The organism is Pseudoalteromonas sp. OFAV1, from assembly GCF_021532595.1.
Classification (GTDB): domain Bacteria; phylum Pseudomonadota; class Gammaproteobacteria; order Enterobacterales; family Alteromonadaceae; genus Pseudoalteromonas; species Pseudoalteromonas lipolytica_C.
In genome coordinates, this window is sequence record NZ_JAKGBG010000012.1 from 88211 (window position 1) to 108520 (window position 20310).

Annotated in this window: 14 protein-coding genes and 1 pseudogene; 9 read left to right on the plus strand and 6 right to left on the minus strand. The window is 39.7% G+C overall.

The features are described 5' to 3' along the window. Positions 1 to 255: 255 nt before the first annotated feature. Together L1267_RS09290 and L1267_RS09295 are read left to right on the plus strand one after the other, a co-directional pair. Complete coding sequence (locus L1267_RS09290) at positions 256 to 1041, plus strand: IclR family transcriptional regulator (RefSeq protein WP_135925771.1); 786 nt, start codon at positions 256 to 258, stop codon at positions 1039 to 1041. Positions 1042 to 1343: 302 nt separating this feature from the next. Then, entirely contained in the window at positions 1344 to 4142 is a 2799-nt protein-coding gene (locus L1267_RS09295; RefSeq protein WP_168246743.1) for a TonB-dependent receptor, read from the plus strand. A gap of 155 nt (positions 4143 to 4297) precedes the next feature. Here the strand turns inward: L1267_RS09295 and L1267_RS09300 are convergent, their stop codons facing one another. From L1267_RS09300 to L1267_RS09310, 3 genes are all read right to left on the minus strand, one after another. Further along, positions 4298 to 7366 carry an Ig-like domain-containing protein gene (locus tag L1267_RS09300; protein ID WP_235382647.1) on the minus strand — a complete coding sequence of 1023 codons (3069 nt, stop codon included), beginning with the start codon at positions 7364 to 7366 and terminating at the stop codon, positions 4298 to 4300. Positions 7367 to 7928: 562 nt separating this feature from the next. Then, complete coding sequence (locus tag L1267_RS09305) at positions 7929 to 9083, minus strand: iron-containing alcohol dehydrogenase (RefSeq protein ID WP_135925774.1); 1155 nt, start codon at positions 9081 to 9083, stop codon at positions 7929 to 7931. 43 nt (positions 9084 to 9126) lie between these two features. Further along, the gene (locus L1267_RS09310; protein ID WP_235382648.1) at positions 9127 to 9960 is read right to left on the minus strand and encodes a type 1 glutamine amidotransferase domain-containing protein; all 834 of its coding nucleotides are present in this window, start codon (positions 9958 to 9960) and stop codon (positions 9127 to 9129) included. Between the two features lie 106 nt (positions 9961 to 10066). Between L1267_RS09310 and L1267_RS09315 the strand changes: the two genes are divergently transcribed. Then, on the plus strand, positions 10067 to 10966 hold the full coding sequence (locus L1267_RS09315) for a LysR family transcriptional regulator (RefSeq protein ID WP_235382649.1): 900 nt from the start codon (positions 10067 to 10069) through the stop codon (positions 10964 to 10966). Here the strand turns inward: L1267_RS09315 and L1267_RS09320 are convergent. Further along, positions 10947 to 11483, minus strand: a complete 537-nt coding sequence (locus L1267_RS09320; RefSeq protein WP_235382650.1) for a cysteine hydrolase family protein — start codon at positions 11481 to 11483, stop codon at positions 10947 to 10949. The two genes, L1267_RS09315 and L1267_RS09320, sit on opposite strands and share 20 nt — an antisense overlap. Positions 11484 to 11602: 119 nt before the next feature. On the opposite strand from L1267_RS09320, the gene L1267_RS09325 reads away from it, so the two are divergent. After that, on the plus strand, positions 11603 to 12550 hold the full coding sequence (locus tag L1267_RS09325) for a GlxA family transcriptional regulator (protein WP_235382651.1): 948 nt from the start codon (positions 11603 to 11605) through the stop codon (positions 12548 to 12550). A gap of 182 nt (positions 12551 to 12732) precedes the next feature. Here the strand turns inward: L1267_RS09325 and L1267_RS09330 are convergent, their stop codons facing one another. Continuing rightward, positions 12733 to 15237 (minus strand): S8 family serine peptidase, encoded by a 2505-nt coding sequence (locus L1267_RS09330; RefSeq protein ID WP_235382652.1) that lies wholly within the window; start codon positions 15235 to 15237, stop codon positions 12733 to 12735. 670 nt (positions 15238 to 15907) lie between these two features. Here L1267_RS09330 and L1267_RS09335 point away from each other — a divergent pair. The 4 genes and pseudogenes from L1267_RS09335 to L1267_RS09350 all read left to right on the plus strand — a co-directional run bounded on the left by L1267_RS09335 (position 15908) and on the right by L1267_RS09350 (position 19047). Further along, the gene (locus L1267_RS09335; protein ID WP_235382653.1) at positions 15908 to 17416 is read left to right on the plus strand and encodes a curlin; all 1509 of its coding nucleotides are present in this window, start codon (positions 15908 to 15910) and stop codon (positions 17414 to 17416) included. A 40-nt stretch (positions 17417 to 17456) separates the two neighbouring features. Next, positions 17457 to 17849: a curli production assembly/transport protein CsgE gene (locus L1267_RS09340; protein WP_235382654.1), complete on the plus strand. Its 393-nt coding sequence runs from the start codon at positions 17457 to 17459 to the stop codon at positions 17847 to 17849. A gap of 5 nt (positions 17850 to 17854) precedes the next feature. After that, positions 17855 to 18268, plus strand: a complete 414-nt coding sequence (locus tag L1267_RS09345) for a curli assembly protein CsgF (RefSeq protein WP_235382655.1) — start codon at positions 17855 to 17857, stop codon at positions 18266 to 18268. Further along, a pseudogene (locus L1267_RS09350) lies at positions 18268 to 19047 on the plus strand (CsgG/HfaB family protein). The gene L1267_RS09345 and the pseudogene L1267_RS09350 overlap by 1 nt, the downstream one beginning before the upstream one ends. 13 nt (positions 19048 to 19060) lie before the next feature. Here the strand turns inward: L1267_RS09350 and L1267_RS09355 are convergent. After that, the gene (locus L1267_RS09355; protein WP_235382656.1) at positions 19061 to 19738 is read right to left on the minus strand and encodes a response regulator transcription factor; all 678 of its coding nucleotides are present in this window, start codon (positions 19736 to 19738) and stop codon (positions 19061 to 19063) included. 218 nt (positions 19739 to 19956) lie between these two features. Between L1267_RS09355 and L1267_RS09360 the strand changes: the two genes are divergently transcribed. Next, positions 19957 to 20265 carry a hypothetical protein gene (locus L1267_RS09360; RefSeq protein WP_054560743.1) on the plus strand — a complete coding sequence of 103 codons (309 nt, stop codon included), beginning with the start codon at positions 19957 to 19959 and terminating at the stop codon, positions 20263 to 20265. Positions 20266 to 20310 lie beyond the last annotated feature (45 nt).

Sequence of the window (20310 nt, forward strand, 5' to 3'; positions counted from 1 at the left end):
CTATTGCCTAGCTATGTTTTGGTTCAATGGAGACTAAACGTTGTTTAAAAAACGTTTGATGAATAATTTATAGGCAGCTTAACGCTATAATTTTTATATAAAAATAAGAATTGGTTTATTGACCAAAACGAAATAGATGAGATATACACATACTTTTACCGCTTTTTTCAGCGATATAAAAGTGCATAAGTTAACAAAAAGTCTACACTTATGTATGACCACCAACCTCTTTTTATAAGTGATTAGACGTACCCAATGACTGAGAAAGATACCAAGTATAAAGCACCTGCTCTTGAGAAAGGCATGGCCATTATAGAATTACTGGCAAAAACTCCTGAAGGCCTTAACCTTACGCAAATTTCTGATTCATTAGGGAAATCTAAAGCTGAAATATTTCGTATGGTCGCAGTACTAAATGATTTACATTATCTTGAGTTTTTTCAGCAAGAACGTGTTTACAGACTGTCCCTAAAACTATATCGACTAACCCACCGGTACGCCCCAGTCCACCATTTAAACAACGTTGCATTTCCGATCATTCAAACGCTGTGTAGCGAAATTCAACAATCTTGTCATTTAGTCGTGTACTCCGATGGCGGCGGTTTAATACTTTCGCACCAAGATTATGACACCAACAGTAACTGCTTAACCTTACCAGTCGGAGGGCGAGGCCCGCTCACTGATAATTGTGCTGGTCATGTGTTACTTGCTTTTGCATCTTATGATAATCGCGAGCGCATGCTTAAAGCATATCAAGAGAATCACCCCGAGGTTTCACTTGATTTGATGGCACTGCGAAATATTTGGTTAAGGGTAAAAGAGCAAGGCCACGAAGCTATGCCGAGCCCTGTTTTGACAGGCGTATACGATATCGGTGTGCCTATATTTGATTACTACCATAATGCAGTGGCCGTATTATTAACATCGATACTTATGTATCGTGATGAATCTCGTAATGCTAATTTTGATGAGGTAATTAGAAAACTTAAAGACACGTCATTGTTAATCTCAAAGAAAATGGGCTTTAACGACGAGAATTGACGGATGCACAACTAATTATGCACTTACCTCACCTCCCCACTTTTAAATACTTATTTGTCTTTTGGTACGTGCTGTTTTTCTGGTGAAAAAGCGTTTTTCAGGAATATTCAGAAAACGTCCTGTTAACAGGTTTGCAACCAACTTGTTTCATTTATAAAACATTAATCTTGGCAAAATTTTAACTAAGAAATCTAAACAACGTAATCACTAAAGCGCGTTGACGGAATTTTAGTCTTTATATATCACTGAATGGACATTTGAACATTCACGATAACAATACGCTTAGAGCGATGGGGGTCAATATGATGAAATTCACCAGAAGCCAAATAGCCTTATCTGTAGCGCTCTCTCTAATGGGAAGCACAGTAGCGGCGGAGGAGAATACACAAGCACAGGATGCTAAAAATGATGATATCGAAGTAATTGCAGTCAGCGGCGTAAGATTGAGCTTGAAAGAAGCCATCGCGACAAAACGCGGTTCGGACAAAATTCTTGATTCAATTGCTGCTGAGGATATGGGTAAATTTCCCGATGAAAACGTCGCGCAGTCGCTGCAACGTGTTCCGGGTATTTCGATAGACCGTCCTCGTGGTAGCCCAAATGGTGGCACGAATGGTAGTACAGATGGTCGCCTTGGTGGTCAATATGTACAAATCCGTGGCTTACCAGTTGACTTTACACAGGTAACACTAAACGGTCGTTCGTTATCGTCTGGCCGTAGTATTGGCCGTCAATTCTCTCTTGATGTACTTCCTTCTGAGTTAATTGGACAACTGGACGTGTATAAAACCGTTTCAGCAGACCAACTTGAAGGCGGTATTGGTGGTAACGCAGATATTAAAACGCGTAAACCGCTTGATGCTGATGAAGTAGGCTTTTCGGGTGCTTGGTCAGCCGAAGGTGTTTACAGTGAACTTGCAGATTCAACAGATCCTCGCTTGTCAGGTATCGTGAACTGGAAATCTGACGATGAAAAGTTTGGTGTACTTGTAGGTGTTACCTATTCAGAACGTCAAACGCGTGAAGATGAATACTTCTCTTGGGGTAATGTAAACTTTGGCCCAGGTACAGGAGACGGTGTTGAAATTCGTCCTGATCTTGCCACAGTTCCAGGTGGTACTAACGATGGTAGTATCGATTACCCTAACTCTCTATACCCAATTGAGCCACTAACTCAATACTATGGTGATGAGAGAACTCGTACAGGTTTAAATGCAGTTATTGAATTTCAGCCAAGCGATGAGTTGAACATTACATTCGATGGTTTATATGCAACATTCGATGTTGATGAGACAGCACTGCAACTGCCTGCTCGTTTCCAATTCCGTGGCCCACAAGATCCAAGTCAATGGGTAGCTGCCGATATTAATGATCCTAACGGTCGTGGTGTAGGTGGTATTTTCCCATTCTTAGTTACTGAAGCTGTTGTTGAAAACGATAATCTTGTTTATGCCGTTGCACCACAAACACAATTCCGAAGTGTATCAGAATTAACTAAACTTGAATCAGATACTCTAGCACTTGGTACACACGTGAACTGGGCACCAAATGAAGATTGGGTACTTGATTTTGATATCGGCTATTCAAAAGGCGAGCAAACACGTGATCTGAAGAGCGTACTACTACAAGCCTTTGCAGACGTAGTATATGACGCACGTAATCCAGATAATGGTATTCCTGATCTATATGTTACAGGCACTGATCTGAATGATCCTGACAACTACCGTGTTGCATTTGGTAATTCAAATGCCCGTGATGTAAAAGATACGTCTTTATCATTCGCTTTTGATGCCAAATACTTCTTAGACAATGACTATTTCACAAGTCTTGAAGCTGGTGTACGTTACACACAACGTGCAAAAGAGATCAAAGCATATGTAGGTAATAGCTTTACAGGTGCTAATGGTGTTCCTGCGGTACTACCAACATCTGCAATCAACTTACTTGATTTCCCTGTTGACGATTTCTTAGGTGAAGCGCCAGATGCAAATGTAATACGTAGCTTTGTTATTGGTGACCCAACTGATTTCCACAACAAGTATGGTGTTGAAAGACAGTTTGATAGCATCAGCTCATTCAAAGTTGAAGAAGACATTGCCGCGGCTTACATCAAAGCAAACATGGCCTTTGACGTTGCAGACATTCCAGTAAAAGGTAATGTTGGTGTACGTGCAGTCAAAACTGATGTAGAAGCAACGGGTGCACTACCTGTAGAAATCATCATCCGCAGTGCCGGTGACTACGATGTTGTTGGTGAAACAAGCTCAACGAGCAGTAATTACACAAATGTCTTACCTAGTTTAAGCTTAAATGCTGAATTAACTGACGAAGTGTACTTACGCTTTGGTGCAAGTAAAACTGTAACACGCCCAACGCTTTCACAGCTTTCACCGCGTTTTACATTTAGTACTACAACTCTAACAGGTTCTGCTGGTAACCCGGCCCTTGAACCGTTTGAATCTGATTCATTCGATTTATCACTTGAGTGGTACTTCAACGACACAGGTCTTCTAAGTGGTGCATTATTCCAAAAAGAGATCGATGGTTTCGTATTTAATTCAAGTGCGCCAGAAACAATCGCTGGAATTGATTGGGCATCTGTAGACCGTCCACGAAATGCGGCTTCTGCAACTATCTCTGGTGCTGAGTTAAGTTTCCAAACAACGTTTGATTTCTTACCTGCTCCATTTGATGGTCTAGGCATGTTAGCAAACTACACTTATACAGACAGTGACACTAACTTTGGTGATGGCTTTGAAGGTCAAACATTCAGCTACACAGGTCTATCGAAGAATGTATATAACTTAGTTGGTTACTATGAAAAAGGTCCAGCATCAGTTCGTTTATCTTACAACTATCGTGAGAAATACTTACTTGAGCCATCATTTGGTTTCTTCGCAGGCCCTCGTCATGTAAACGACTACCAACAGCTTGATTTAAGCTCGTCATATAAAATCAATGACAATTACTCATTGACATTCAATGTGACAAACTTAACCAATGAGCGCTTCGATCGTTACTTTAATAACGATGAGTCAATCATTGCGACAACCAACTTTACAGGTCGCCAATACTACGTAGGTATTCGCGGTACCTTCTAACTCATTATGTTGTTGTAGGTGATATACCTAAGCCAAAGCCTCCTAACGGAGGCTTTTTTTGTGAACTATTTATCTTTCGTGATGCCAATATTTAACAGCAGACATAAAAATGCTGCACCACGTTAATTGATACAGCATAAATAAACTACTTTTACTTATAGCTTAAGTTTACGTCTAAACGCGACCATGGCTAACAGCAAAGATATTAAGTAGTACACGCTACCACCAGAACCTGAATCAGAACTTGAGTTGTCAGCTTTGCCAACTACGTTAATCATGACAGTTTTAGCCTCTGAAGAAGCAAATCTGTCTTTTGCTCGGTAACTAAAGTTAACAGCATAAGTCGACTCACCCGCAGGCTCGTAGACAAACAAGCCTGTGTCCTTATCAAAACTAAGCTCGCCAGAACTTGGGCTTGTTACTAGCTCAAATTCTAACTCATCACTGTCTTCATCATTGCCAATAAAACGACCATTAACTACCGTTGAGTAATAAGTTTCATAACTTAAATCTGTAGCTGTTGGTGTGGTATTTGTTAATTCAACAACAACATTGGCAAGTGCCGTCTCTTCAAGGGAGTCTTGCGCGGTAAAAGTAATTGAAACTGGCTGTAAAGATTCACCACTCGGCGTGTATTTAATTTCACCCATGTTTTGATCAAGTAACTCAATATGACCATGTTGAGGCTCATTTTTTACAGTGAAAATAAGTTGCTCATCATCTGCATCAGAGGCTGGCAAATTAAGTATCAAGGGTGTATTCCAGTGTGTTTTAATCGTAGAGTTTTCAACGACCGGCGCCTGATTTGTTAAGGTAGCTGTGAACTTTGCGAGCTCAGAACGTGAACGGCCTTTTACTGTATAAAACGCTAATTCATCAACACCTACAGCGCCGTTAGGCGTATATGTGAACTGCCCTGTTTTGCGGTCAATAAACGTTAATTGGCCAAGGCTAGGGCTATTTTCAAACACTACAAAATCAATATCACTCAAATTAAGATTAACGTCGATTGCTGCAAGCACATGAGATGTTACCTCGCTATCTTGCGGTGTAGCTAAAGGTGCTGCGGCTTCATTCGAGAACACCTCTATAGATTTTCCTGAAAGCAGTGAATAGTCCACACCTTTGTATGTTGCACTCACAATAGAACTGCGTTGATTTGCACGCGCTACTTCATAAAGCAGTTCATCATTAATTAAGTCGTACTCTCCAAACTTATCTTCACAACTAAATAAGATGAAGCCTGCGCGTGTAGATACTATATTGTTTAATGAATTGTCACATAGTTGCGCAACTTCTGACATTTCTCCTGATTCTTTGAACGAGAATAAAAGGCCATACTGGTTGGCAACATAAAGCGCTTTTTTACCATCAACAACAACACCCTCTAGCGACTTAAAACTGTCGTTTAAAGAGTAATTAGTGACACTATTATCAGTGTAATTATATTTAACTAATTGGTTAGCTGTTAAAGCAAATAATTCTTTACTGCTTTGCTGTGTATCTATGCCTGCGACTATGCCAGAAACCCCACCCCAAAAGTTCTGTAAGCGAGGTGATTGCTTAAGTAGCTCACCCGTTTGCCCATTAAAAACTCGTATATAAGAGCCTTCACTGCCGGTGTGTGATGCGCCGTTACCTACAATCAGCTCTAATAGACCATCGTTATTGATGTCATGGGCTTCAATCGTTGAAATTTGGTCGCCACTTTGAAAAGGAACTGTATACAGTAAGTTTCCATTTTCTGGTGAAAATACTTGTATATTTCCAGTGTAAGTTTCTGAGCCAGCAACAATTAAATAGTTTTTGCCATCATTGAATAAATCAGCAGTAATCACATACTGGTAGTCATTCCAGCCATCGGTCAAAGCAATGCTAGGTAACACCTGCTCTTTTGTTTCTATATCAATAACTTGAAGCTTATTTGTGCCATTCTCAGAAAAAATAACATCAATTCCACCTTTACCGTCAATATCAGCAAGTCCTAGCAAAAATTGTGAATAGACAGTGATCGTTTGCGACCATTGCATAGACTTATCTTCAACGGTATGAATATAAAACCCGTCATCACCTGAAGATGTGTAACCCGCTCCCCATGCAATATCTGTTTTTCCGTCAAGATTAAAATCATCCACCAAAATACTTGAAACACTGTGTTCAGGGTTATTGATTTGCCAAAACTCCTCGCCAGAACTTAAAGACAAAGCATGAATTTGCCCCCACTGACCATCGCCATATACTAGCTCTTGGGCACCGTCATTATTGATATCTGCAACTATAATTTTTGAAATATCTAAATCACTATTGGCTGTCCACACAATACTGTCTGTATTTGGACTGATTAACTCAATTGAATACCAGCCTTGACCATTAATGACTTCATCTAAGCCATCTTGGTTAGTATCAACACTTTGTAAATGGATACCTGTTAGTTGGCTGTTCAGTGTTTTTATATAATCTATTGTATTTTCAGAGATACGATACAACTTGCCATCTTCAAGCATTAATTCGTGAACATTTTGCTCGGTAAACGAACCAACAACAAATTTGTTACCGTAATACTCAAGCTCTGAAATAACAGAAAGGTCTGACTGGTCTAGTATTAAAATCTGGCTATTGGCAATAGCAATAAGCTCGTCCTGACCATCGTTATTAATATCTCTTGCCGTAACTGATTGGCTAGAAACTACATTCTTAGTACTTTCGACTTTCATTGTTAGTAAGTTAATTTTTACTATCTGACTGCTCGTCATAAGTATTAAATAATATGTATCATCGGCAATGCTTTTTACCAATGTACTATCAGTGATGTAATCCTGAGAATCGAAACCTTCAACGACTGAATATTGATTATCTTTATACTCAATAATATTAAAATCGTTTTGTTGCACCGAAATAATTTGCTTATTACCGTTACCGAACAAGTCAACAGCATAAAGACCATTGAGACCTGTTGAATTACTTAATGAAAAACGGCGAAACACCGAGGTAAGCTCTATGTTTTCTAATTCTGATGTAGTTGTTGTCGCTAAGGTTTTACTCAACGAAGTAGTCGGCGCTATATTTTGCTGTGCGCGACTTGTAAAATAAGATTCGTCATAATTAATTGGTTGCGAATTTGAATAAGTCGCATCGCCAAATTGATTATATTCAGGTGTGCTTTTAGTCGCACTGATAGCTTGCGTGCTAAGTAAAAGCATCGCTAGACATGTTAGTTTGGTCATTTCCCTATCCTTAAGGTAGTGCTTTAGCTCTCGATTAAACAATAGCCGGAGGTGAGTTCACTTTAGATGTTGGTATTAAGTTCTATTTTTAATTTAAAAACCGTGCATTTTCCCTTATCAGAAACACACGGTCAAGGTAATTGTATCCTTCATGTTAAAATTGCTAAAAAATACAACACAATTCTTGCTTCACTTAGCGAACTTATTCCCTCATCAACCAATACAACACCCCGTTATTTTCGCTCCTCGTCTCGTACTTTTACATTGAATTTAATTGCTTTGAAATTAATAACCTCACGGTCAACCCTTTGTTATGTTCCCCGCATCATCAAACACATAGATAGCATTATTAAAAACTGCCACAGCAAGCTGCTTTAGGTAGTACTGAAGTTAAAGGCACTGCTTCTGTGAATATGCAGTTTTTAGGAGCAAAGACTCAATGCGCTCTGGCATCTAGACTATTTTGCCATTGCCCACTTTGCTTATTGCTTGGGCTTTAGACATTAAAAAAGGCGTAACAGTTAATCACTATTACGCCCCTTCATATTAAGTTTTAACTAACTCAAAGTGCTAATGCTAAGATTGATTTCACCTTTTCTAAATCAATATCACCATGCTCACCTAATTTCGTTAGCTCGTTTTTCTCTAAATTAGCAACAACGGCCTCAATAGCTTGCTCGTCAAGGTCATAATCAGCTAGACGTGTTTTCACCGTCATGGCCTCAAAGAAGTCCTGTACAGCTTTAATCGTTTTATCGATTTGCTCAGCTTCGTCGCTATAATTTAGTCCGAACACTCTTTCACCAAGCTGCTGAATTTTAATTGATTTCTGTTCTTTTTGAACATGCATTAAGGCAGGTAGAACAATCGCCAACGTTTGTGCATGATCAAGGTTATAAAGTGCCGTTAATTCATGGCCAATCATATGTGTAGACCAATCTTGCGGTACACCTTGACCAATTAAACCATTCAGTGCCATCGTAGCCGACCACATCACATTAGCTCTAACATCGTAATTTTGTGGCTCGCTCAGCGCCTTTGGCCCTTCGCTAATCAAGGTTTGCAAAATACCTTCTGCAAAACGGTCTTGTAATGGTGCATTAACAGGGTACGTTAAGTATTGCTCAATCACGTGAACAAACGCATCAACCACACCATTACTTACCTGACGTGCAGGCAACGAAAACGTGTATTCAGGATCAAGTACAGCAAAAACAGGTTGTACTGTTGGTGACGAAAAAGCGCGCTTTTGTGAAGTCTCTTTTTTAGTTACCACTGAGTTACCATTACTCTCAGAGCCTGTTGCAGGTAAGGTTAATACCGCACCGATTGGTAAAGGATTGCTAAACTCTGCCCCTTTAACAAGGATATCCCACGGCTCCCCTGCATAGTTATAGGCTGCAGCAACAAACTTAGCGCCATCAATAACACTGCCACCACCAACAGCTAAAATAAAGTTAACATGGTGCTCTTTTGCCGTTGTAACCGCTTGCATCAGTGTTTCGTAAGTTGGGTTTGGCTCAACGCCACCAAACTCTATAACGTCAACATCGGCCAGTGCACTCATAGCTTGGTCGTATACGCCGTTTTTCTTTATTGAGCCACCACCGTAGAGTAACAACACCTTTGCATCGGTTGGTAAGCGTGATGAAATTTCGCTAATTTGACCTTTACCAAATAAAATTTCTGTTTGATTTTTATAAATAAAGTTTAGCATCGATTTGCCTCCTAAATTTTTGATAGGTAATACTTTTACAAATTTACTTTGCTAACATTTTTAATAGTTTTTCAGCTAACAACGTATCTGAAAATGGGTTTTGCCCCGTAATGAGTTCGCGGTCAACAACCACGTTAGGCTGCCACTCGCTGGCAAATGCCATATTTCCACCAGCGTTTTCCATTGCCATAGCCGGATAGAACTTAAGCTTTTTACCTTCTAAACTGCTTTCAAACACTCGCTCTTCTGGATCAGAAAATATTGTCATTTTATAGCCATCATAAATCCAATTGCTTGCTGACGCCGTCTGCCCAGTTTGGATTGCACTGTAATACGCCTTAGGCTCAGTTTGTGCCGATAATAAGGTAATTGGGCCGTGGCAAATTGCCGCCGTAGGTTTACCGTGTTGATTAAAGTGGCGCAAAATTTCACCGACTTCAGGATTATTTGCTAAATCAATCAACGGAGCATGACCACCAGGGATAAACACTGCATCATATTGGCTCAAACCGCCTGCCAAAATCTCACTCAAACTAGCGGTATCATTAATATTGGGTAACGATGCAATAAATTTTTGGCTCTCTCTCATTTTCTGCTCATCACCAGCAAAGTAATCTACGCTGATTGATTTTTTATCAACCTGCGGAGCATTCCCCTTTGGCGTTGCTAACACAAGCTCATAGCCCGCATCTGCGAGAGCTTTTGCAGGTACACCAAACTCGTTAAGGTAATAACCTGTCTCAATGCTGTGCCCACCAGCAAGTTCCATGGTTGTCTCGCTTGATAAAATGACTAATACCTCGCCTTCACTTGCCACAGCAAATAATGACATAGTCGAAGCTGCTACGAATGTTAAACACTGCAAAACCTTGTTCATGATTTATCCTCTTATTTGAATGCATCTAGAATAGGCTGTTTGCGCGCTTGTGTGAATTCGGATAAATTAAGGGAAGCAATCAGAAAATTTATGGCTCGCCTATTTTATGTCTTACCTCACACAGCTAAAAACCTTTGTGGAAGTTTATCGCTGCAAAAATATAACGAAAGCAGCAGCTAACCTCGGTTTGTCGCAACCTTCGGTTTCGGCCCATATTCAAGCCATGGAGTCAGTCGTTGGTAAAGCGTTGTTTGAACGCAAAGCTCGCGGAGTTACTCCGACCGCCGCTGCGCACGATTTAGCTCTGCAAGTGTCTGGTCACATTGATATTTTAGAGCAAAAAATTATGTCAATCCGCGCCCGCTCAAGTGCCGTATATGGCACTGTAAATATCGCAGGGCCTGCAGAATATATTAGTAGTGTGTCAGGGCCACAAATCGCCAACTTATTGCAATCTGGCAATGTAAACCTTGTTCTGCATATTGGTAATAAGGTGAGTATTTTTGATGCCTTGCAATGTGGTGCAGCAGATATCGCTATTGCCGCCTCCGAACCCGATCCTTCACTTTTTGATAGCTTAGTGCTTGATAGAGAAAAGCTTATTTTAGTAATGAACCGCCTTCACGGACGAGAAATTAAAGATAGCACTATCACCGCAGACCTTCTCTCAAGCTACAATGTTGTCGCTTATGATGAAGAGCTGCCTCTAATTAGGCAATACTTTGAGTCTGTGTTCAACGCAAAATGCCACTCAAATGTGATAGCTATTTGCCCTGACATTCGTGCAATTAGCAATATTATTCGCTCAGGTATTGGCTACTCTGTGTTGCCTGATTACCTATGCCGCGATCAGATAAAAGCTGGAGAGCTTGTACAACTGGGCCCTGTAGGCCCAGAAAACATAATTTACTTAGTATGGAACAAAGGCGCGTTAAAGCATCCTCGCATTGCATTTGCCAAAGATGTTATTTCAGCCTTTGCGAATATTAATTACTTTGCAAACTAAGCAAAGCTTGATTTGACTCTAATAGCTTTACTCGCGGGGCAAGGGCATTTAAAGCGATTAAGTGAAGCATTTCAGTAACGGTTGTACACGCATCCGTTAAGACTTCCACGTCGTATTCTTTTGCTTGCTCAGATATCGCCGTATGAGTCACACAGTTTTGAGTCATCATACCTGCGATCAAAAGTTTTTTAATACCGTGCTGCTTTAAAATATCATCGAGATTTGTTTGATAAAAACTATCTGCATAGTGTTTTACAACCACAGGGGCTTCTGGTGCTGCTTTTAAAATATCAGGATGAATATTGACCCCTATCGTATCTTGGTTAAAAAAAGGAGCCAAGCCTTGTCGTGATTCAGCAATATGTTGAATATGGATAGGTAAAATGCCACATTCTGTTGCTTGTTTTATTACCTCAACAAGCTGATCTTTTACTTGTTTAGCCCGCCATAGAGGAAATGCACCACCTGCAAAATAATCATTCTGTAAATCGATAATCAATAAAGCTGTATTTGTCATTGTGAGAACCTTTTAGAGTTGTGTTGTGGCACAGTTTGCTTAATTTTTAATGCAGCAAACAGTGACCCAAACACTATTTATCGATAATATTGGGCCAAAGTATCTGATAAGGCTTTACCTTGAACGTTGCAGTATTAGCATTTCCAAATATCAGCCCATTTCATCTTGCAGTACCATGCATGGTGTTTGGTGAGGGTGCTCGCTCGGCAGGCATCAAAGAATTTAACTTAGCAGTGTGCAGCGAAAGTAAAGCTGTAATGCCTTCAAGCTCGGGGTTTGATATTCAATCGCGTCACTCAATTTCAAAGTTTGATCAGGCAGATATTATAATTATTCCGTCTTGGCCATTCCCTGAAACAACTCCCTCTAAAGAATTAACAACCAGCTTGCTAACAGCGCATCAGCGTGGTGCTATTATTGTAGGACTTTGCTTAGGAGCTTATGCGTTAGCGCACATTGGGCTTTTAGATAATATTGAAGCAACCACTCATTGGGCCTATAGCAATGACTTCAAAGCACGTTTTCCTAAAGTGAAACTTAACAATCAAGTGCTTTACCTTAAACATAACCAGCTTTATACATCGGCAGGAACCGCAGCAGCCATTGATTGCTGTTTACACTTAGTTCGTCAGTACTTAGGTAGTAAGCACAGCAATGCCATAGCAAGGGTAATGGTAACAGCTCCCTATCGAACAGGCGGGCAATCGCAGTTCGTCGCTTTACCAGTACCAAACAATGTTGCAGACGAGCGCTTAGCGTCATTACTTGAACAAATACAAAAAAATCTGTGTGCCACACACACAATAGATGAACTTGCAAAACAAATGCATATGAGCCGACGTACCTTCACCCGCCATTTTCAGTCTCTTACAGGGCAAAGCCTAGGACAATGGCTTTTGAATCAGCGTTTAAACTATGCACAGCAATTACTAGAAGCAACCGATTTATCATTAGAGCACTTATCAGAAAAATGTGGTTTTGGCTCTGCTGTTACTTTAAGGCATCACTTTCGCAAGCAATTTGGCTTATCACCTAGAGATTGGCGTAATGCATTTCGCCAAGCTTGATAGAAGATAACTTATTTAATTATCAATGATTTTGACTACCCTAGAAGGGTATTTAAAAGCGCTCAAATCTATTCAAGCGATTACCTACATATGGTAAATAAACTTAGCTCTATAGACATATAAAACCGCGCAAAAATGCGCGGTTTTATACTTATGTGCACCAACACAACCGCTAACAGACACTAATCAAATGTAACAGTTACTTCATTTGAGCATACATCTGCTGATTGACAAACCTGATAAGAGTACGAGCTTTCTGTTGCTCTACGTTCAAAATCTAGGTATTTGCCGGTATTTTCTGTAGTACTGATCAGCTCGCCATTACGATAAATGTTAACGCTATCGGCACTACTTCCTTCCCAACCAAGCTGCACACGCATGTAGCCAAGGCGTGTTTTATTAGCGCGCACTAATTCAAGTTCAATTACATCAGAGCTCACTGACAGTTGTTGGGTTACAGTATCGGTATATCCTTCACTATCCGTCACTGTTAAAGCTACAGAGTAAGTTCCTGATTCTGCATAAGTATAAGTTGGGCTAGCATCAGAGCTTGTTGCGCCATCACCAAAGTCCCACATCCAACTGACAATATCACCATTTACATCAGAACTCGCATCTGAAAACTGAACATTTAAGCCATCTGCAGTAAATGTAAATCCAGCTTGTGGTGGTTGAGGAGAGACTTCTCCAATCCCAGTTAAGTTTAATGACCAAGCATTGAGAGTACCTGTATCAGAGCTGGCATTATCAGACACAAAGAGAGTCCAGTCACCTGTGGCAACTTCACCATTGAAAGCCGCCGAATTATAGGTTTCATTGATGTCATCAGCACTACCACCTGACCTATTATGTAAGGTTACCATCGTACCTGATGGAGATGTTAAGGTAACAATTAAATCGCCAATCCAAGTATGTGTTATATCTACAAAGGTATTTGTATCAAAAACGGTGATGTCATCATTAATGGTAATAGTAGATGTAATACCCTGTGAGTTAGTATCAGGAATAGCCATCGGGGTGTCATTTTGATAGCTAAACTCGGTTAAACCTTGCGGCAATACATATAATCCGACAACTTCTTGTTGCTCCAAATCACCCGATACAGCGTTTATAGCTACACTGTAATCTCCCCATGTGGTTTGTTCAGTTGTAGGAACGGTTAAAGTAACAGACTCGCCGGGCTGAGCTGTATTTGATGATAACACAGCACCGCTAATAGGGCTGTCTACCGATAATTCAACCACACCTTGCCATTGTGCAATGGAGCCAATACTCAACTCGTAGCTTGCATTCTCACCTGCTACAATTTCTTGATTCCGTGGTGCAACAGACAATCTAAAACTAGGCTCAGGGTCTGCATCGAGTAGTGCCTGATGAACATTTAAACGGGTGCCAGCAACTGTCAACCCAGCTAAATTTGCATTAGCATCACCGCTACTCATTAGTAACTGTTTTAATTCTAGCGCTGTTAAATTAGGATTAATTGATAGCACGAGTGCTGCAGCCCCAGCAACATGTGGTGTAGCCATTGAAGTACCAGAATAAGAAGCATAACCGCCCCCTGGTACTGTTGATAAAATTGCACTACCTGGCGCTCCCATATCAACGCTTGTTAAGCCCCACTGCGAGTCCCAGGCCATTTCATCTGTATGCGTTGTATTTGCCACTGCCAAAATTGAATCATGTTCATAACTAGATGGGTAATGAGGGTTTACATCATTGTCGACGCCATCGTTACCTGCCGCTGCGACAAATAAAATATCTGCATTTTCACTGGCTGTAATAGAATCAGCTAAGGCTTGGCTATAGCCACCTCCTCCCCAACTATTATTCGTTACCCTAATATTATGACCGGCATTTTTAAGGGCTACAAAATAGTCAACACACTCAATTGCATCTGACGTAGAACCCGTTCCCGCTGAGCTCAAAAACTTACAACCTGCGATAGATACTTCATGATTTACACCCACAACTCCTTGGGTATTATTACCAGAAGCACCTAACGTACCTGATACATGCGATCCGTGCCCCTGATCATCCATAGGATCACCATTTCCTGTAATCGCATTTATGCCATAAACATCATCAATGTAGCCATTACCATCATTATCGATACCATCCCCAGCTATCTCGCCAGGGTTTACCCACATATTTGCTTGTAAGTCAGGATGATTATAATCTACACCAGTATCAATAACCCCAACGATTATCTCACTTGAACCTGTGGTTATGTCCCATGCTTCAACTGCATCGATATCAGCATCAGCAACTCCCCCTGTTTGCCCAGTGTTATTCATCCCCCAAAGTTCAGCAAAACGAGTGTCATCAGGAATACCTAATACCCGTAACTGATAATCAGGTTCTGCATATTCTACTGCTGGATGCTTAGATAAGGCTTCTAATGCAACTTTTTGGTTTACTTCTGAAAGCTTAAAGTTTGCTAACCGACCACCTAAAATGTGTTTGTAACGGTCATCGATACCATCTGAATTTAAGTCTCTTATTTTGGCTTTAACTAAAGAACGTGCTTGTGCTCGAACTGCTGCAGGCGTTCCTTTTTTAAATACTACCAATATGCTATTTTCATCCACACTTTTTGTCGGTTTATTAGGCTGAGTGCTTGCATGTGCACCAACCGTAAGGAGTGGAATAATAGCCAGTGTTAAAGCTGATAATTTTGTTTTCATAGTGCTATTCCATAAACAGACGCTGTGAAAACACAGCGTAGAGTATTTCTTCTCTGAAACACCGATACACAATCTTGTGGCAACAAAACCTTTTTAGTGACTGTTTAAAAAATACGCAAACCTAAACAAAGAGAACTTAAAATTTTCATTCTTTTTTGTGATCTAAAATGAAATTAAATCTAGAGTTTCAAGCTTTTTTGTTAGCTTTAACCTGCCGAAACTCATGCCATCTTTCTCATTCTTTTTTTGTACTAGATCCAATTTTCATAAAGGTCCCAAGCAAAAGTAAGCCTAAGCAATTGACTTAAATAGATTAAAAAAATCACAAAAACATTCCATTTATCACTTCGTAAAGTAAACATAAAGTTAATACTCTCGGTTGCGAAATTATCTTCTTTCATTCGCTACAAGCGAAACGACGTTTTGAAGTAGCCATTTTCACAGCCGTTTTTGGGCTTCTCTGTATTCGATATACAAACAAAGGTTCTTTTTTCTATACGAATGATGCCATACGCAATCACGGAAGTTTTGGTGTTTCACCACCAAGTAAATAGCACAAACATTTTGGATTCGCGCACACCTGTTAAGTAGCAAAAATACAAGCCGGCAACCTTGTAAAAACGCTTTGTGTATCGCGGCTAAAAATATTTTATTGATTAAGGAGATTAGCGTGAAACTATCTAAATCGATTTTAACCTGCGCAATAGCAATGGCTTTATCTTCTGCTGCGTATGCTCAAAATACAGATAAACCAAGTTCAACATCTGCGTTGACAAATGTAGAGCGTGTTACTGCACAAGGGAACCTGCTCGTCATTTCTCAAACGTCTATCCAAGGCTTAGGAAATGCAGCAAGTACATTACAACAAGGTAATTCAAATCAAGTTGAGATAATTACAACGGGTGATGGCAATGAGACCGATGCCGTTCAAATGGGCAATGGGAATCTTATTCTTGTAACAACTTACGGTGATAACAACCAACAGTCTTATACGCAAGATGGTGAGCAAAATGGAGCTCTAACTGAAGTAATAGGTGATAGCAACCAGCTTTCAGTAGTTCAAAATGGTGCAAGTTTTTTTGGTATTACAAATGAAGTAATCAATATCATAAATGGCGATGAAAATGACATTACTGTAACACAAGATGGCGATGGAAATTGGTTTTATAACTACAACATGCAAGGCAGTGCTAATGAAGTAACTGCTGAGCAGTATGGTATTTGGCATGAAGCAAAACTATATGCCATCTATGGTGATGAAAATACCATAGAAATAGAACAAGACGGTTTTTGGAACCAGCTTACTGTTAACAACATCACTGGCAACATGAATGAACTTACCAGTGAGCAAATTGGCTCTTACAATGAAATTAGTATCACTGAACTCTATGGCGATGAAAATGAAATCAGTATTGAACAAAATGGTGATGAAAACCAAGTAAGCATTGATTCAATCAACGGCAATGAAAACAATATTGAAGTTGAGCAAAGAGGAAATAACAACGAATTCAATTCAGGTGTGTTCACAGGTAATGATAACGAAGTTGATAGTATTCAATATGGTGATGACAACATAGCAACCGCGGAGTTAATTGGTGACGAAAATGACATGTTGTCTGTTCAAAATGGCAATAACAATACCACTTACTTTGGGGTTATCGGCAATAATAACGAATTTATATCACTTCAAGTAGGAAGCGATAATATTGCTCATGCCGTTAACTTTAATGGTTCAAATAATGACATTGAAATGGTGCAAACAGGGGATCTAAATACCGCAATAATTGAGTCATCTTATCCAAATACCAGCATTGCTAGTAATGCGAATGAAATTGTTATATCACAAAATGGCTATGCTAACGAAGCTACCCTTAGCTTGAGCTCTATTATGGAAAGCTCGAATAACCAAGTTGATTTAGCTCAAAATGGAGAGCTTAACGCAATTGATCTTATGATTGAGGGTCTTGGTAATAGTATTGATATTGCGCAAGAAGGTAACTTTAACTTAGTTGCAGGTATTAGTGAGGGTGCTTTTATTGTTTCAGGAGACGAAAACTCTGTTTCAATCAGCCAAGTAGGTGAAGGTAACCTAGTTGAAGGATCTATCATGGGAAGTGGTAACGTTATATCAGTTACTCAGATTGGTGACTTCAATTCAGCAACTGTCATTCAACAGTAATAGAGTATAAGGAGGGGCCCTCCCCTCCTTAGATGCGATTATGAAAAATATCAACTACTTAACTTTAACCATTATTTTGCTTTTTTCAGTATTCCAACGCTGTGATGCTAATGAAGTAGAAATTGACGGTTTAGTGCTTGATCGTAGCATCAGTCGCTTTGGTCATCAGTTTTACTATGGCTTTTCGCAATTGTGGCTAGACCTACCTAACAGCTCTGATACTCATGTTGTAATTAAAGAAACGGTACTTCCTCGCGCCGGAACTCGACTTGAAGTTTTACTTAATAACGAACTAATTTATGTCAGTTTTATGAGACGTAGAGGCGGCCCTCTAAAAGAGAGAGTAGAAAGCGCAATGTTTGCGGCAATGGATGCAATTGCGCGTGCACGCTTTAAACAAACATCTCCAGATTTAGCACCCAGTGGATGGTAATAACAATGAAAAAAATAATTTTCGCGACCTTATTTTTAACCTCCCCATTAATGCTCGCTACTGAGCTAGTTTACAAGCCCATTAATCCATCGTTTGGCGGTAATCCATTAAACGCAAACATGCTTTTATCTAAGGCTCAGGCTCAAAATAAGCACAAAGCACCTATTGATGAGAAAAGCTACGCAGAAAATTTTCAGGATTCTTTAGAGCGAACTTATCTAAACAGAATGGTCCGTGAAATCACTGATATCGCTTTTGGTGATGATGTTGAAGAGAGTATCTTTAACCAAGACTCTACCTTTGTTAGTGGTGACTATGAGATTCAAATAATCACCAGTTCATCTGATGCTATCACGGTGCAAATCACCAATTTAATTGATGGCACTATCACAATTATTGAAGTGCCGAGGTTCGGATAATGATACGCATACTAACATTACTACTCTCTTTAGTATTTTTGACTGCTTGCTCAACATTCAAAGCAACACTGCCTCCTGCACAACAAATTGCTACAGAAATAACACTAACAGACACCTTTGCTGAACTAAAAGCATTGCCAAAACCAAAAGGAGCCATTCCTGTTTCTGTTTATTCATTTCGAGATCAAACAGGTCAGTATAAACCTCAAGAAAATGTAAGCTCCTTCTCAACGGCTGTCACTCAAGGCGCTAACTCTATCCTTATGCAAGCGTTACATGAAACTGACTGGTTTATTCCTGTTGAACGTGAAGGACTACAAAATCTACTCACCGAACGTAAAATTATTCGCGCAGCTATGACCGACAACGAAAATTTAACACCTGAATTACCACCACTAACAACTGCAAAAATAATTTTAGAGGGAGGTATTATCAGTTACGACACAAATATCAAAACAGGTGGCTTAGGCGCTGAGTATTTTGGAATTGGTGCATCAGAAATTTATCGTGAAGATATTATTTCTATTTACATGCGTGCAGTTGATGTGCGAACTGGTCAAGTGCTGCTGTCAGTAGCTACAAGCAAGAAAGTTCTCTCTAAATAAATGCGAGCAGGTTTTTTCCGCTACATCAGTTACAAGCGCTTGCTTGAGGCTGAAGCAGGGTACAGTGATAACGAACCTATGCATATTTGCGTCTCTCAAGCTATTGAAAAAGCATTAACTTTGCTCATAAATAAAGGAATAAACAAGGGTATTTGGTCACCTCAGATTATTTAGTAACAACTCTTGCTCACCTAGTTACAATGGATGCAGCGGGCATAAAGCGCTGCGCCCAATTTGCCAATTCGATACGATTACGTGACTTCGTTTTGCGAAATGCGCTGTAGATATGTGTTTTAACTGTGTGGCAACTAATATTCAAGGTGTTTGCAATATCCTCATTTTTTGCTCCCTTTGCCAGCAAAGAGATCACTGACTTTTCGCGAGCAGTTAACACATTTAAACTTACCAAATCGGTATGCGGTGTTTTTATAAAATTGGGCACTTGCTGAACGAGTTCTGATAAAGTTTTAGACATTGTTTTTCGACAAAACCAAAGCTCACCAGACAAAATCCGTCTCACTCCTTTAAAGGTATTTTCAGGCTCATCATTTTTATAAATAATGCCTTTTATATTTGCCAATAATGCTGTTTGTTCGTGTACTTTAGTCGGCATGGCATTGTATAAAGCAACATGATTACTTTTCGCCAAATCGATAATTTCTTCGTTTAACAATTCTGAACAACTGCTATAAGCCGCATCAACTAAAAATAATGCAAAATTAGCACGACTGTCGATAGCAGGTAATCGGCTATCAACCTTAACCTTTGGGGTGACAGTCTCTAACACTTTAAGTAACAACAAAAAATCATCGTTGTATAAATCTGTGTGATATTTAGTAAGTACAAATAAAGATTTACTGATCATTACTTCATCCTTTGAAGTACCCATAAAAGGGATAAAAATAGTGTACCTATTTTTCTTAATTGAGCAAGAATCTCTGAGAGAAAATAAGATTTTCAATAACATTACATTAACTTTAAAAAGTTTTAATAAGAAAAATAAACTAGTCGCAAATCAAAACTTTTAGCAATGAGTGAGCTTATGTATACTTCCAGCTTCTGAAAAATGACCTTGGGTTAATAATGAAAAAGCTTTCTAAAGTACAATTAAAACAACAAGCCCTTGTATTAAATGTTGCCGATGCTCTTGAAGAGCAAGGCCGCGCTGAGCTTGAAGGCATGTTGCAATGCTGGTTCGATGTGGAATACCACTTATTTCCAGGCTCATTGCTTTTATGTTTTCAATTTGAAAATCAACAAACTCTTGATGCTGCCACACCAGAATTATTAAAGTGGCAAAAGCGCCTGAGTGGCGCAATGCTGAAAAAGGGCGTGATTTTAAAAGACATGCGCAGGCATTTAGTATTTACCCTAAAAGGGCCAGACGATTAAGCAGCAACTGCTGCAATAATCGTAGGCCTAAGCTCTGTTGTAAAT